Origin of the sequence: Ensifer sp. LC11 (assembly GCF_001695835.1) — a bacterium.
GTDB lineage: Bacteria > Pseudomonadota > Alphaproteobacteria > Rhizobiales > Rhizobiaceae > Ensifer.
The window spans coordinates 1-13,210 of sequence record NZ_MBSO01000002.1 but is presented as its reverse complement, the minus strand read 5'-3'; the positions used below and the strand labels follow the sequence as shown (position 1 = coordinate 13,210).

General features: G+C 62.9%; 14 protein-coding genes, 1 tRNA gene, 1 pseudogene and 1 riboswitch. Of the genes and pseudogenes, 7 read left to right on the top strand and 9 right to left on the bottom strand.

Annotated elements, in window-relative coordinates:
* Window positions 1-6 precede the first annotated feature (6 nt).
* Window positions 7-996, top strand: coding sequence for an Hsp33 family molecular chaperone (locus BBX50_RS01055; RefSeq protein ID WP_065773478.1), 990 nt, complete (start codon window positions 7-9; stop codon window positions 994-996).
* A gap of 140 nt (window positions 997-1,136) precedes the next feature.
* Here the strand turns inward: BBX50_RS01055 and apaG are convergent, their stop codons facing one another.
* Together apaG and BBX50_RS01045 are read right to left on the bottom strand one after the other, a co-directional pair.
* Complete coding sequence (apaG, locus tag BBX50_RS01050; protein WP_065773477.1) at window positions 1,137-1,529, bottom strand: Co2+/Mg2+ efflux protein ApaG; 393 nt, start codon at window positions 1,527-1,529, stop codon at window positions 1,137-1,139.
* Between the two features lie 240 nt (window positions 1,530-1,769).
* Window positions 1,770-2,954, bottom strand: a complete 1,185-nt coding sequence (locus tag BBX50_RS01045) for an O-succinylhomoserine sulfhydrylase (protein WP_065773623.1) — start codon at window positions 2,952-2,954, stop codon at window positions 1,770-1,772.
* Window positions 2,955-2,999: 45 nt separating this feature from the next.
* A riboswitch (SAM riboswitch) is annotated at window positions 3,000-3,078 on the bottom strand.
* A gap of 74 nt (window positions 3,079-3,152) precedes the next feature.
* Here BBX50_RS01045 and BBX50_RS01040 point away from each other — a divergent pair.
* The 3 genes from BBX50_RS01040 (at window position 3,153) to BBX50_RS01030 (ending at window position 5,372) form a co-directional block, all read left to right on the top strand.
* The gene (locus tag BBX50_RS01040) at window positions 3,153-4,250 is read left to right on the top strand and encodes a 2'-deoxycytidine 5'-triphosphate deaminase (RefSeq protein ID WP_065773476.1); all 1,098 of its coding nucleotides are present in this window, start codon (window positions 3,153-3,155) and stop codon (window positions 4,248-4,250) included.
* A gap of 81 nt (window positions 4,251-4,331) precedes the next feature.
* Window positions 4,332-4,406, top strand: a tRNA-Gly gene (locus BBX50_RS01035).
* 132 nt (window positions 4,407-4,538) lie between these two features.
* Window positions 4,539-5,372 (top strand): transporter substrate-binding domain-containing protein, encoded by an 834-nt coding sequence (locus BBX50_RS01030; RefSeq protein ID WP_065773475.1) that lies wholly within the window; start codon window positions 4,539-4,541, stop codon window positions 5,370-5,372.
* A gap of 41 nt (window positions 5,373-5,413) precedes the next feature.
* Here BBX50_RS01030 and BBX50_RS01025 read toward each other — a convergent pair whose 3' ends face one another.
* The 3 genes from BBX50_RS01025 to BBX50_RS01015 are packed head-to-tail and all read right to left on the bottom strand — an operon-like array spanning window position 5,414 to window position 7,394.
* On the bottom strand, window positions 5,414-5,824 hold the full coding sequence (locus BBX50_RS01025; RefSeq protein ID WP_065773474.1) for a tellurite resistance TerB family protein: 411 nt from the start codon (window positions 5,822-5,824) through the stop codon (window positions 5,414-5,416).
* Between the two features lie 49 nt (window positions 5,825-5,873).
* Window positions 5,874-6,725 carry a thermonuclease family protein gene (locus BBX50_RS01020; protein ID WP_065773473.1) on the bottom strand — a complete coding sequence of 284 codons (852 nt, stop codon included), beginning with the start codon at window positions 6,723-6,725 and terminating at the stop codon, window positions 5,874-5,876.
* Between the two features lie 12 nt (window positions 6,726-6,737).
* Window positions 6,738-7,394: a helix-turn-helix transcriptional regulator gene (locus BBX50_RS01015; RefSeq protein WP_065773472.1), complete on the bottom strand. Its 657-nt coding sequence runs from the start codon at window positions 7,392-7,394 to the stop codon at window positions 6,738-6,740.
* 194 nt (window positions 7,395-7,588) lie between these two features.
* Here BBX50_RS01015 and BBX50_RS01010 point away from each other — a divergent pair.
* A pseudogene (locus tag BBX50_RS01010) lies at window positions 7,589-8,598 on the top strand (calcium:proton antiporter).
* Between the two features lie 22 nt (window positions 8,599-8,620).
* Here the strand turns inward: BBX50_RS01010 and BBX50_RS01005 are convergent.
* Window positions 8,621-9,130: a helix-turn-helix domain-containing protein gene (locus tag BBX50_RS01005; protein ID WP_065773471.1), complete on the bottom strand. Its 510-nt coding sequence runs from the start codon at window positions 9,128-9,130 to the stop codon at window positions 8,621-8,623.
* Between the two features lie 135 nt (window positions 9,131-9,265).
* On the opposite strand from BBX50_RS01005, the gene BBX50_RS01000 reads away from it, so the two are divergent.
* A complete protein-coding gene (locus BBX50_RS01000) occupies window positions 9,266-9,736 on the top strand; it encodes an SRPBCC family protein (RefSeq protein WP_065773470.1) in 471 nt (156 codons plus the stop codon).
* Window positions 9,737-9,793: 57 nt separating this feature from the next.
* Here the strand turns inward: BBX50_RS01000 and BBX50_RS00995 are convergent, their stop codons facing one another.
* Window positions 9,794-10,375 carry a threonine transporter RhtB gene (locus tag BBX50_RS00995; RefSeq protein WP_065773469.1) on the bottom strand — a complete coding sequence of 194 codons (582 nt, stop codon included), beginning with the start codon at window positions 10,373-10,375 and terminating at the stop codon, window positions 9,794-9,796.
* Window positions 10,376-10,592: 217 nt separating this feature from the next.
* On the opposite strand from BBX50_RS00995, the gene BBX50_RS00990 reads away from it, so the two are divergent.
* The gene (locus BBX50_RS00990; protein ID WP_065773468.1) at window positions 10,593-11,477 is read left to right on the top strand and encodes a DMT family transporter; all 885 of its coding nucleotides are present in this window, start codon (window positions 10,593-10,595) and stop codon (window positions 11,475-11,477) included.
* A gap of 140 nt (window positions 11,478-11,617) precedes the next feature.
* On the opposite strand, the gene BBX50_RS00985 is transcribed toward BBX50_RS00990, so the two are convergent.
* The gene (locus tag BBX50_RS00985; protein ID WP_065773467.1) at window positions 11,618-12,451 is read right to left on the bottom strand and encodes a methyltransferase domain-containing protein; all 834 of its coding nucleotides are present in this window, start codon (window positions 12,449-12,451) and stop codon (window positions 11,618-11,620) included.
* Between the two features lie 73 nt (window positions 12,452-12,524).
* A complete protein-coding gene (locus BBX50_RS00980; RefSeq protein WP_065773466.1) occupies window positions 12,525-12,953 on the bottom strand; it encodes a GNAT family N-acetyltransferase in 429 nt (142 codons plus the stop codon).
* Window positions 12,954-13,210 lie beyond the last annotated feature (257 nt).

The window sequence follows — 13,210 nt, the reverse complement described above, 5'->3', positions numbered from 1 at the left end:
CAAGACATGACCGACATGACGCCAGGGCTTGGTGAGTTCGACTTTGCCGGTGACGATCACGTCGTACCTTTCCAGGTGGAAGGCCTCGACGTGCGCGGTCGCGCCGTGCAGCTTGGCCCGATGCTGGATGCAATTCTGGAGCGCCACAACTATCCTCTGCCGGTCGCACGGCTCGTGGCCGAAACCGTCGTGCTGACGGTTCTGCTTGGCACGTCGCTGAAGTTTGAGGGCAAGCTGATCGTCCAGACCCAAGGCGATGGTCCGGTTGATCTGGTCGTCGCCGATTTCTCGACACCGGACCGGGTGCGCGCCTATGCCCGCTACGATGCCGACGCGCTTGCTGCCGCCGAGAAGGATGGCCGTACGCGATCGCATGAACTGCTTGGAAAGGGCGTGCTCGCCTTCACCATCGACCAGGGCGCCCACACCCAGCGCTACCAGGGCATCGTCGCACTCGACGGCGCGACGCTCGAAGAGATTGCCGGCGTCTACTTCCGTCAATCGGAACAGATCCCGACCAAGGTGCGGCTCGGCGTGGCCGAACTGCTCGACCGCGACGAAAACGGCAAGCCGCGTCATCGCTGGCGTGCCGGCGGCATGGTCGCCCAGTTCCTGCCGGAAGCGCCCGAGCGCATGCGCCAGGCCGATCTTTCCGGCGGCGATGGCGACGACGGCGAAAACGGCCTCGAGGACGACGATCTCTGGGCGGAAGCCAAGGTGATGGTCGAAACGATCGACACCGACGAGCTGACGGACCCGATGGTGGGAACCGAGCGGTTGCTCTATCGCCTGTTCCACGAGCGTGGCGTTCGCGTCTATGAACCGCAGGCGGTCTATGACCGTTGCAGTTGCTCGCGCGAGAAGCTGCACTCGGTGCTTGCGAACCTGGACACGGAAGACCTCGAAAGCACCATCGACGATGGCGAGGTCAAGGTCACCTGCGAGTTCTGCTCGACGACCTATCGCTTCGAGGCGAGCGAAGTACGCCCGCAGTAGACGGCGCTTTGGTCCTGGGTCTGGTCGATCGAGGATCGCAAGTGCGTGCCGGTGCATCAACGAAACGGGAAGCGGGCGGACATTCTGCGCGCTTCCCGTTTTCGCTTGGTGCGATCTCACAGGTTTCTGGCCGGCGCGCCCTAGTTCAGGGTGCGCACCAGCCCGGGTGAGTCGAGAGAGAAGGCGGGGATGGCGACGTTGAAGGTCTCGCCGCCCTCGGATTCCATGCTGTAGTGGCCAAACATGACGCCGGAGGGCGTGTCCAGCGGGCAGCCGGAGGAATACTCGTAGGTGTCGCCCGGATTGAGCAAAGGTTGCTCACCGATCACGCCGGGGCCGCTGACCTCATCGACCTGTCCGTTCTCGTCTGTAATGTGCCAGTAGCGGGTCATCAACCGGACGGCCGCGTCCGAGTGGTTTGAGATGACAATGCGATAGCCCCAGACATAGCGCCCGTCATCGGGATCCGACTGCTCTTCGAGATAGTACGGCTCCACCGTAACTTCTATGTCGCGGGTCAAAGCGCGATACATGGGCAACACCTTGCTTCAGGTCTTTCAGGGTATTCTACAGCAAGATGGTTTCGTCAAGAATAACGGCAAGATTGTGCGCGCCCATTCTGGGGCATGGCCTGCTGCAGCGTAGTGGGCCCTCAATCAGTCCGATCCCGCTGGTGTCCCAATTGGTTTCTTGACGCCGGCGGCTTGGCGCTGTGATCGCCAGAGGCGATTGGCGGCCGCCGGCTGTTGCGGGCGGCCGCTTATTCGTTCGCGTCAGGCTTTGACGGCCTTCAGGGCGCGGGCGAAATCCTCGATGACATCCTCGCTGTCCTCGATGCCGGCGGAGAAGCGCACGGTGCCGGCGGAAATGCCGAGCTCTTCGCGGGCCTCGTCGGTCAGGTTCTTGTGCGTCGTCGTTGCCGGGTGGGTGATCAGGCTCTTGCTGTCGCCGAGGTTGTTCGAGATGCGAATGATCTCGAGCGCGTTCTGCAGCGCGAAGGCGGCGTCCTTGCCACCTTTCAGTTCAAAGGCGACCAGGGTGGAGCCGCCGGTCATCTGCTTGGCGATGATGTCGGCCTGCGGGTGGTCCTTGCGGCCGGGATAGATGACCTTCGCCACCTGCGGCTGTTCCGCCAGGAAATCGGCGACGCGGCGGGCGGTTTCCGTCTGCTGACGCACGCGCAGCGGCAGGGTCTCGATGCCCTTCAAAAGCGTCCAGGCATTGAACGGCGACATGGCCGGGCCGGTATGGCGGAAGTAGTCGTGCAGGTTCTCGTTGATCCATTCCTTGTCGGAAAGAACGACGCCGCCGAGGCAGCGGCCCTGGCCGTCGATGTGCTTGGTGGCGGAATAGACGACGATATGGGCGCCGAGTTCCAGCGGCTTCTGGAAGAGCGGGGTCGCAAAAACGTTGTCGACGACGACCTTGGCGCCGATCTGGTTGGCGAGCTTGGCAACGCCTGCAATGTCGATGACTTCGAGCGTCGGGTTGGTCGGGCTTTCCAGGAAGAAGACCTTGGTGTTCTTCTGGATCGCCTTTTCCCAGTTCTGAAGATCGCGGCCGTCGACCAGCGTGCATTCGATACCGTATTTCGGCGCCAGCGTCTCGACGACCCAGCGGCAGGAGCCGAAGAGCGCGCGAGCGGCGACGATGTGATCGCCGGCCTTCAGCTGGCAAAGGATCGCGGCGGAAACGGCTGCCATGCCGGAGGCGGTGGCGCGGGCGTCCTCGGCGCCTTCCAGCATGCACATGCGCTTCTCGAACATGTCATTGGTCGGGCTGCCGTAGCGCGCGTAGATGAAGCCTTCGGTCTCGCCCTTGAAACGCGCTTCTGCTGCCTCGGATGTCTCGTAGACGAAGCCCTGGGTGAGGAAGATCGCCTCGGACGTTTCACCATGCTGGGAGCGGGTCGTTCCGCCGTGGACGAGTTGGGTTGCCGGGCGCCAGTTCTTGCTCATGTGACGATCACCTTCAAAAACAAAAAAACCGGCCGCGAAAACGGGCCGGTTTGACACCCGGCCTTTTTAGCTACTTGTTTAACGTGGCTGCAAGCCGACCGGCCAAATCACCACGGGATAAAGCTTCAATACTGCTAGGGTGCGCTTGCGTCAATTCCCGGAGTTTGGTTTTGTCTCGCAACTGAAAAGAGGACTGCAATGGGCCGCAATACTGGGATTTTGGCCGACCGCGCGATCGCCGCGCTGTTCGAGACGGGACGCCTCAAAAGCGAGAGGCCGCTGGATGCCGACCAGATCCAGCCGGCAAGCCTCGATCTGCGTCTGGGCGCCAAGGCGTTCCGTGTTCGCGCGAGCTTCATGCCGGGACCGTCCCATCTGGTCGCCGACAAGCTCGATCGGCTGAAACTGCACGTCGTTGACCTGACCGAAGGCGCGGTTCTGGAAACCGGCTGCGTTTATATCGTGCCGCTGATGGAGAGCCTGGCGCTGCCCGAGGGCATGTCTGCCTCGGCCAACCCGAAGAGCTCGACCGGCCGCCTCGATATCTTCACCCGTGTCATCACCGACCGCGCCCAGGAATTCGACAAGATCCCTGCCGGCTACAGCGGCCCGCTCTATCTCGAAATCAGCCCGCGCACCTTCCCGATTGTCGTGCGCCGTGGCTCGCGCCTGTCGCAGATCCGTTTCCGCATGGGTCAGTCGCTGCTCTCCGAGCAGGAACTGCTGGCCCTGCACGTGAGCGATGTGCTGGTGGCGAGCGACAAGCCGAATGTCAGCGGCGGCGGTATCGCGCTGTCGATCGATCTCAAGGGCACCGGCCCGGAAGGTCTGATCGGTTATCGCGGCAAGCACCACACCGCGGTCATCGATGTCGACAAGAAGGCGCAACACTCGATCTTCGATTTCTGGGAACCGCTCTACAGCCGCGGGCGCGACGAACTGATCCTCGATCCGGACGAGTTCTATATCCTCGTCTCGCGCGAGGCGGTACATGTGCCACCGCTCTACGCCGCCGAGATGACGCCGTTCGATCCGTTGGTGGGCGAGTTCCGCGTGCACTATGCCGGCTTCTTCGATCCGGGCTTCGGCCACGCCTCTGCCGGTGGCAGCGGCAGTCGGGCAGTGCTCGAAGTGCGCAGCCACGAGGTGCCGTTCATCCTCGAACACGGACAGATCGTCGGCCGCCTGATCTACGAGCATATGCTGGAGCAACCCGATGGCCTCTATGGCCTTGGCGTCGGCTCCAATTACCAGGCGCAGGGCCTGAAGCTTTCGAAGCATTTTCGCGCGGAGTGACGGGTTTTCCCCGAGCCTGTGTCGCGATCGCGCGGAAGGGTCCTTGACAGATCGCCGCGGTTCGGGAAATTTCGGGGCATTGCGGGTGTAGTTCAGTGGTAGAACGCCAGCTTCCCAAGCTTGATGTCGTCGGTTCGATCCCGATCACCCGCTCCAAATTTTCCCATTCTGATGATGCTGCGTTTGCGCGGATGGCTATGGCCAGTTGCGCTGCGGGCGGTTAATTTACCGCCCGATGAATCATCCGCGGTTCCAAGGCCGCATCCGACAACGAAGACGCGCCGGCCCATGAGATTTCTTCCCCTGTTTGCTCTGTGTGCCTCCCTGATCGCGAGCCCGCTTGCGGCTCAGACCAAGGATTTGCCCGTTCTCTTTGATCAGCGCGAACGCATTGCCAAACCTGATCTCACTGGCCTTGCCCGTCTGCGATTTCTGACGACGGTGGACTTTCCGCCGTTCAACTTCATCGACCAGTCTGGAAAGCTCTCCGGCTTCCATGTCGATCTGGTGCGCGAGATCTGCCGCGAGCTCGATATCGAGGCCAAGTGCCAGATCCAGGCCGTGACCTATGCAGAACTCTTGCCAGCGCTGGAAGAGGGGCAGGGCGAGGCGGTTGCCGCCGGCGTCGCCGTCGGCGCTGAGCTGCGCCAGCGCTTCGGTTTTTCGCGCGCCTTCATGCGGCTTCCCGCGCGCTTCGCCGTCAACGTCAAGGCGGCCGGTGCCGCGACAGGGCCGAAAGATCTCGGAAAAAAAGCGGTCGGTGTCGTCGCGGGAACGACGCATGAGGCGATGTTCAAGTCGTTCTTCCCGAAGATCGAGGCAAAGGTGTTTCCGGATCGCGACGTCATGCTGGCGGCGCTCAGGAAGGGTGAGGTGCCGGCGGTGTTTTCCGACGGCATGCAGCTTTCCTTCTGGATCTCCGGCAGCGCTGCAGCCGGCTGCTGTGCGCTCATTGATGGGGCTTACTTCTCGCAGCGGTTCCTCGGCGAAGGCCTGACGATCATGAACCGCAAGTCCGAGCCGGCTCTGACCCAGGCGATCGATCATGCGCTGCTGGCGCTCTCGCGCAGCGGCCGGCTCGAGGAAATTTATCTGCGCTATTTCCCGAACGGTATCTACTGAGGGCAACGGCGCCTTGGCGTCGCCGTCGGCACGCGAAGCTGCTACCGGCGGAACCGGGCAAGCGCCCCGCGCTCGATCGCCGCGCAGGTGAGCTTGTCGAGGCTAAGGCGATCGCGCAGCAATTGAAGGAGCCGGATTTCTTCGTTGCGGATGCGCTGGTCCGCGGCGGCGATTTCGACGGCGAGTGCATAGGCCGTCTCGTGGAATTTTTCCGGAAGCGCCTCGCGAACGATCTCCAGCGCGATGTCCAGTCCTTCAGGCGCAGCTAGCTGCGCGGAGCATTCGTGGCCGATATGGACGAGGCTGCCTTCGTCGAAGCCGTCGAAGACAGGGAGGAACTGCACCAGCCGACCGATACGCGCGAACTCGTCGTCGCTCATCTCGCGGTCGACCGCCGACATCATCACCATGACATAGACGAGAGCTTCGTGGTGGCTGAGGCTTGGCAACATGGGGTGTTCCGCAGTTGGACCGCTGAGAGCTGGGAATTGCCGTGGCTGTTTACAAGTCCGGTTGCAGGGCGTCCATCCCCGTTCCGGCGGTCGGATCGTCGAATGTCATCGGCGTGTGGTTGAGATCGCGCGGGTCGTCGCCGTAGAAACCAAGCTTTGCCTTGCGCGCCGCATCGGCACGCTTTTCGAGCGGCGAGCCGGCAAGCGGTGTCGCCCAGCCATTGTCGACAAGCCAGGTCGCGAGATCCCGCCCGCCGAGCGTGCAAGCCGCTGTCGTCGTGCCGGTCTTGCCTGAAGGCATGTCGCAGCTGACCGCCCGTGCGCGCAGGAAATTGCGAAAGGCGGTCCTTGCGACCACGCCGCAGGGCCAGCTTTTGCCGCCGCTTTCGCAGGTCCGGTCCGCGTTTTCGGGCTCGATGCCATCGATCTGCAGCGTGAACTTATCGAACTGGATCACCCCGGCGGCGATCGCCACGGGGCGATAGAGGACCGTCGGTCCGGTTGCCGCCTTTGCTTGCTTGTCCGGTTCCGACAAGGGCGGGCGGGGTTCCACCCGTTCAAGCGGCGCGCTCGTCACCGTCTCTGGCATCCCGAATTGCTGCGGTTCGATAGTACGAGCAGCCGTCTCCGTCCTGGCGTTGTTGGTCGAGCCGCCGCCGTCTGCGACGCCTTCCCCCGCAGCGCTGCCATCCGACGAGCCAAGATCCAGCGGAACGTCGTCGCCCGTTTCGGCCTGACCCGCTGTCGGCTCGAGCTCTGACATGTCGGGCGTTTCGAGAACGAGGTCCGGCGTGGCGGCGCTCTCGCGGTCGCGAATAGCGGCCGCTCCGGCATATAGGATGCCGGTGAATAGCGCGATCGCGGCGATGCCGCCGGCAAGTGTGTAGAAATGCTGCCGCATCAGGAAGTCGTCCTACTGGCTGGCCCAGATGACACGGGCGATCCATTCGATCTGGTTGATCTCGAAGCCCCGGTTCGGGTGCTCGGGATTGAGGGACAGGAGTTCGATCATGTGTGGTGTCTGGCGCGTCAGGATCTTGGCCATGACCTCGCCGTCGCGCGTCTTGACCACCACCCGGTCGCCGCGCCGGATCTGTGCGCCCGGGTCGACAATGAGCGTGTCGCCGTCGCGATAGAGCGGCAGCATGCTGTCGCCCTGGATTTCAAGCGCGTAGATGCCGGAGCGGCGCTCCGCCGTCGTCGGGAAGTCGATGACATCCCAGCCCTGGCCGGCGGGAAAACCGCCGTCATCGAAGAAGCCGCCGGCGCCCGCCTGGGCAAAACCAATCAGCGGTATGGTCGCGCTGGCTACCGGGTCGGAGGCTGCCGCCTCCCCCCCGTCCGGACGCAGCAGGTTCGTGAACTGGTCCATCGTGGCGCCGGTCGCCTCCAGCACCTTGGCGATCGATTCGGTCGAGGGCCAGCGTTCCCGCCCATCGGCGGAGCGACGCTTGGACTTGTTGAACGAGGTTGGGTCGAGGCCAGCGCGGCGCGCAAGGCCAGAGGGCGAGAGCTGATAGCGCTCGGCCAGGGCGTCAATAGCGTGCCAGATCGTGCCGTGGGACAACATGCCGAAAGATCCGGGCCAAATGGCGGCCGCTTGCTGGGTTCATTCGACGCTACCCTACCGAAAGGCCGGGGAGCGGTAAAGAATCGGAAGGAAAATAGTCCTTTTCCTGTCATTTGCTTTGGGGATTGCGGACCCTATAGTTCGTGTGACGGGCAGAACAGGCTTTTTGGTGGAGGGGCGTCTTGTAGGCACGCATGAGATCAGAGCGCCTGCTGATCGCTGCCGTCGCTGCCGCGTTTGCCGGGTTTGCGCTGGAGCATAAGCTCCTCGAGATGGGCCGGCTGGCAGCGCTTCTCGGCGCCGCCGGGCTTGTGGCAGCGATCGTTCTTGCCTCGCTTCGCGTCTCCCACCACGCCGAGGTGCTTGCGTCCAAGGTCGGCGACCCCTATGGCACCATGATCCTGACGTTGTCGGCCGTACGATCTATGCCGCCGTCATGCTCGACATCAACGGCATATTGGGTCTTGCCGCCCTGCTTGGTGGTCTGAAGCACGGCGAGCAGCCCTATAACGACGATTCCGCCCGCACCTACAGCGTCATGATCCTGACGGCGATGGGCATCTCGATGGTCGTTCCGGAATTCGTTCCGGCGGCGAAATGGCATCTCTATTCGGCCTTCACCATCGGCGCGATGATCACGCTCTACGCTCTCTTCCTGCGCATGCAGGTGGGCGTGCACAGCTATTTCTTCAGCTACAGCTATCCCAAAGCCAAGGGTGAGGGGAGGGCGTTGCAGGATGCCATCGACCAGCCGGTGCTGCCGTCGATCCTGACCTTGATCGTCGGCATCGTGATGATCGGCTTTCTCGCAGAAATCATGTCGTCGCTGCTGACGTCCGGATTGAGGGGCAGCGGCGCGCCGCCGGCGATTGCCGCCATCGTTGTCGCTGCGATCTCCGCCTCGCCGGAGATCATGACCGCCATGCGCGCAGCACTCGCCAACCGGATGCAGGCCGTGGTCAATATCGCGCTCGGCGCATCGCTTTCAACGGTCATCCTGACCGTGCCTGTCATGGAGGCGATCGCACTCTATACCGGTCAGCCCTTCCTGATGGCGATGTCGCCGGTGCACACGGTGATGGTGGCGATTACCCTGATCGTTGCGGCGATCAACCTCAACGATGGTCAGACGAACGCCATCGAGGGCATGACACATTTCGTGTTGTTCGCCACTTTCGTCATGTTGTCCGCGATCGGGCTTTGATCCGCGACCGCTCGGTTCGGCGTCAGGCGATAGCCCTTTCACGCGCCTTTCTGGCCACGACCTCTTCATAGGCTGCCTGAAGTGTTGCGCGCACCCTTGGTGGGCCATCAAGCGGTGCACCGAGATGCGCGTGGCGCAGCTCCTCCATGAACCGATCCCAAAGAGGCGGCCCGCCATCCTCCATCAGTTCGGCACGGATGCTGAGTTCCTCGCTGACCGGCAGGTAGCGACGGCCCCAGGCGCCGAGCTGGGCCATGATCGGCACCAGCGCGATCGTCATCTCGGTCAGGCTGTAGATCGCCTTCTGCTTGTGGCTGGGGTCGTCGGCCTTGGTCAGCATGCCCTGCTCGACCAGCATCTTCAGGCGGTCCGCCAGGATGTTGGAGGAGATCCCCTCCTGGGACCGCAGCAATTCCCGGAAGTGCCGTTTGCCGCCAAAGATCATGTCGCGAATGATCAGTAGGCTCCATTTGTCGCCGAACACTTCGAGCGAAAGATTGATCGGGCAACCCGAGCGAATGTCGTCCTTCATTGGCACCTCTTCAAAACCGCTTGCATTATCGCATCAGTGAAGCTATCGTGCAACTGCTTTCAAAATTATAGCAGTTTTTAAACGAAACCAGTTCGACAGAGGCCGGCGGTTTTCGAGCTTCAGAGGAGAGAGAACGTGACCGACAGATCCGTGGAACATTGGAGCTTCACCATCGAGCGCTGCTTCAAGGCGACGCCGGAACAGGTGTTCACGGCCTTCTCCGAGCCGGCCGCAAAAGAGCGCTGGTTCGTCAACGTCGAGGCCGGTGCCACAGTCACCCATGACTTCCGCGTCGGCGGCCGCGAGACTGGTCGCTTCAGCCAGGACGACGAGACCACCTATTACGACGACACCATCTATCTCGATATCGTCGAGAACCGCCGGATCATCTTCGCCTATACGATGACAGAGAACGACCGGAAGATTTCCGCTTCCGTCGCCACAGTCGACATTCAGCCGGAAGGCAACGGCACGCGCCTCGTCTTCACCGAGCAAGTCGCCTTCCTCGACGGGCTCGACAAGCTCGAATATCGGCGTGGGGGCTGGGAACAGTTGATCGGCGTGGCGCTGGCAAAGGAACTCGGCGAAGCGACTGTCGCTGCGTGACGCAGCAATCGGTCTCGCAAGCGCATTGCTATCCCCGAGGACCGGTCCTCGGGGATTTTAGTGCATGGCGGCGATTGCGCTGCCGGCAATGCCGACGGAGAAGAGGGTGAGGCAGACGGCTGCGATCCGGCGCGGCAGATGCGAGGCCGACACGTTCTTCGACATCTGCACCAGCACGGCGCCGGCGCCGATCCACGTCGATCCGACAGCAAGCACGAGCAGCGAAAAGCCGGCGATCCAGGGCGAGACCGCAGCCAGGCCCGTTTGCGGCAAGAGCACCAGGGCGATGATCAGCGCCTTCGGATTGAGCAGCGTCGTGACGAAGACCTGGCGGACGGAGATGACAATGCCTTCGCTACGCTCGGCATCGGTCGTCCAGAGCGCATAGGCAAGATAGAGAACCCAGGCAGAGGCGATCAACCGCAGCGCCAGACCAAGTTGCGGGTGGGCGGCAAGAAATGGTGCCAGCAGTGCAACCGCGGGAATGATGACCGCAAGATAGCCGCCAAGTTCACCGGCGAGCAGTGGCAGCGAGCGGCGGAAGCCTGCCGATGCGCCGGATAGCCACAGAAGCGTGTTCGTCGGCCCCGGCGTTGCGAGCAGGATCAGGGCGGCAAAGGAAAAGGCGAGCGGCTGCATGTCGTTGGGACCTGGTTTCGTGGCCGTTATCACTGCCTTCTAGCAGCGGCGCAAGCGCCTGTTCTTGATCTCCATCAAGCGTGGTGCCCGATCGTCCTGGCGCCACCCCAAGAAATCGCCACAGCCCGGCACCGGGACACCCCTTCCGCGTGTGCCGCGACCGCGCTATCAGACGGGCTCCGCCGCTCTTTCTCCCGCCGGCGCGATCGAGGCCCCCATGAACAAGACCGTCCTGTCAGGTATCGTCATGACGACGTTTTCCTATTTCCTGTTTTCGCTGCAGGATGCGTCGGTCAAATGGCTGGTCGTCGGCTATTCGGTCTGGCAGATCCTGTTTACGCGAAGCATCACCATCCTCGTGCTTTGCCTTGTCATCGGCCGCGGCAAGCTGGTGCGGAGCGCCATCTCGTCGCCGGTGATCAAGCCGCTCTTCGTGCGCAACCTCCTGCTGCTCGCCGCCTGGCTTTCCTATTTCAATGCCGCCCGCGATCTCGGCCTCGCCGAGATGACGACGCTCTACTACGCCGCGCCGATCATCGTGACGCTGCTCGCCGTACCGATCCTGAAGGAAGACGTGCCGCCAATCCGCTGGCTCGCCGTCTTCATCGGCTTTGTCGGCGTGCTCGTCGCCTGCGATCCGCTCGGCACCGGTATGAAGCTGTCGCTGCCGGTGGTCCTGGCGCTCATGGCCGCGGTGTTCTGGGCGATTGGCACGGTGATGCTGCGCAAGACCGCTCTCCAGGAAACGACGCTGACGCAGATGACCATCTCCAACGTCTTCTTCATCGGCATGACCGGGCTTGCGGTCGGCTTTTTCTGGACGCCGCCGGCCCTCTTCGACGTCGCGCTGATGGCGGGCACGGGGGTGATTGCCGGCATCGCCCAGTTCGCGCTGTTTGAAGGCATGCGCCGGGCGCCGATCTCGGTAATCGCACCCTTCGAATACACCTCACTCGTGTGGGCCTTCGGCCTCGGCTTCCTGATCTGGGGCGACGTGCCGACCGCAAACGTCTTTGCCGGCGCCGGCCTGATCTTTGCGGCCGGCCTGCTGATCATTGTCGGCGAGCGTCTGGCACACCAGCGCGCCGGTGCCGCCGCCTAGAGCGCCGTGCGTTCGTGTGAACGCCCAAGGACGCCCTAGCACTTTGATTCTAGAGCATCTTTCCGCCTCACGTGAATCCACTTGAGAGCGGGATGCTCTAGGCGGATTTGAAATGGCGTGAACCCGGATGGCAGGCCGTTTCACGCTTTGACGACGAGCGGTTCCGGTATACGGCCGGTCAGCCGGAAGAACAGATGGGACGTCACGAGCACGTTCGGATCGGCAAGGTGCCGGTCGAGCGCTGCGAGATCGGCATCCAGCTCGGACTGGCTGATGAAGCCTTCGCTCACAAGCCCTGCACGGACATTGTTGATGAAATCCTTGAGGATCGGCCGACGGTCGTGGCCGGGCGGATAGACGTGCTCGACGGCATCGACGGAAATCGCCTCGACACCCGCATCCCGGAACAGACGATGCACGCGGCGGCCGATATGAAGATCGATGCCCCTGGCTGCGGAATAGGCGACATAGGCGGCAAGCAGGCGGTCCCAGGCGGGAAGCGGAGGATCGCAGATATGACCCAGAAAATCGGCCTCGAAGCTTGCGATCCAGCCGCCTGGTTTTACCAGTGACACCATTTCGAGCACGATAAGCTCCGGCCGCGGCACGTTGACGAGCACCAGCCGCATGTGGGCACCGTCGAAGGAGCGGCGCGGCAGGCCGGTGGCATAGGCATCGCCTTCGCGCACCTCCACTTGGGGTAGGGCGTGGCTGGCGACGAAACGGCGGGCAAGCTCGACGAAGTGCGGGTCGCGTTCGATGCCCAGCACCGCGCCAGTCGGTCCGACACGTTTGCCGATGAGGTGCAGCACACCGCCGGGGCCACAACCGAGATCGATGACATGTTCTCCCGGCCGGATGCCGACCCTTTCGAGTTGTTGGTCGGAGTCAGGTGCGAGATTGGCAATCTGTCGCTTCAGGCGTTCTTCCTCGGGCCCGGCGCGCCCAAGCAGATAGAGATCAGGCTCGCTCATGGCGTGTCCCCCTCTGACCCCCGCGAGGATGCGCCTGAGCATGCGGGTCGTCAATCAGAAGGTGCTGATAAGCTTAACGTGCCTCCGACGTCATGAAGCGCCGCTCGGCGGTTTCCTCATAGATGACAAGACCTTCGCGGCGGTAGAATGCGACTGCCGGATTGGTGGTCAGTACGCTGAGGCGCAGCGGTAGGCCGATCGCTCTTGCTTCGCCGAGCACCTGGCGGAGCGCGATCGCACCGTAACCGCACTTCTGGTGACCGGGCGCGACATAAAGCTTGTTCACCCAGACATGGTCCTCGCGTCGGGTGACCGAAACGCAGCCGACATCTTCTTCCCCCGCAACGATGATCCGATGCTCGTCAAGGATCAGCGCATCCGCCGGACGCGGCCGCCAATTGCCCCAGAGCGCGACCGCATAGTCGCGCATGCAGGCTTCTTCCAGCCAGTCCAGATAGGGTTCGTCGCCGGATAGGGCAGGGCGGAGGAGGGCTTTGTCCATGGTTTCATCGCAGTAAGGGGCTCGACCCGCAAAGGTCTAGCACCCTGACCGTAACAGGCTGATGGCGAATGCCTCAACCGGCTACGCGCTTGACCGCTGGCGCGGAGCCGAAACGAAAACGGGCCCGTGAGGGCCCGTCCTCCTGCACGGCCAACACCAAGGCGATCCGCACCATCACCCGCCATGTCTGGGCCGAGGCTCGGGAACGCACCGACGCCCACCGCCTGACCCCCTGGGGCAAGGCGATCTACAAGCGC

Coding starts and splice junctions, on each gene's coding strand:
- apaG (WP_065773477.1), bottom strand. CDS start 1,529: ATGTATCGCGCTTTGACCCGCGACATAGAAGTTACGGTGGAGCCGTAC.
- BBX50_RS01030 (WP_065773475.1), top strand. CDS start 4,539: ATGAGATTTCTTCCCCTGTTTGCTCTGTGTGCCTCCCTGATCGCGAGC.
- BBX50_RS01015 (WP_065773472.1), bottom strand. CDS start 7,394: ATGTTGTCCCACGGCACGATCTGGCACGCTATTGACGCCCTGGCCGAG.
- BBX50_RS01040 (WP_065773476.1), top strand. CDS start 3,153: ATGGGCCGCAATACTGGGATTTTGGCCGACCGCGCGATCGCCGCGCTG.
- BBX50_RS00985 (WP_065773467.1), bottom strand. CDS start 12,451: ATGAGCGAGCCTGATCTCTATCTGCTTGGGCGCGCCGGGCCCGAGGAA.
- BBX50_RS01005 (WP_065773471.1), bottom strand. CDS start 9,130: ATGAAGGACGACATTCGCTCGGGTTGCCCGATCAATCTTTCGCTCGAA.
- BBX50_RS00990 (WP_065773468.1), top strand. CDS start 10,593: ATGAACAAGACCGTCCTGTCAGGTATCGTCATGACGACGTTTTCCTAT.
- BBX50_RS01025 (WP_065773474.1), bottom strand. CDS start 5,824: ATGTTGCCAAGCCTCAGCCACCACGAAGCTCTCGTCTATGTCATGGTG.
- BBX50_RS01055 (WP_065773478.1), top strand. CDS start 7: ATGACCGACATGACGCCAGGGCTTGGTGAGTTCGACTTTGCCGGTGAC.
- BBX50_RS00995 (WP_065773469.1), bottom strand. CDS start 10,375: ATGCAGCCGCTCGCCTTTTCCTTTGCCGCCCTGATCCTGCTCGCAACG.
- BBX50_RS01020 (WP_065773473.1), bottom strand. CDS start 6,725: ATGCGGCAGCATTTCTACACACTTGCCGGCGGCATCGCCGCGATCGCG.
- BBX50_RS00980 (WP_065773466.1), bottom strand. CDS start 12,953: ATGGACAAAGCCCTCCTCCGCCCTGCCCTATCCGGCGACGAACCCTAT.
- BBX50_RS01045 (WP_065773623.1), bottom strand. CDS start 2,954: ATGAGCAAGAACTGGCGCCCGGCAACCCAACTCGTCCACGGCGGAACG.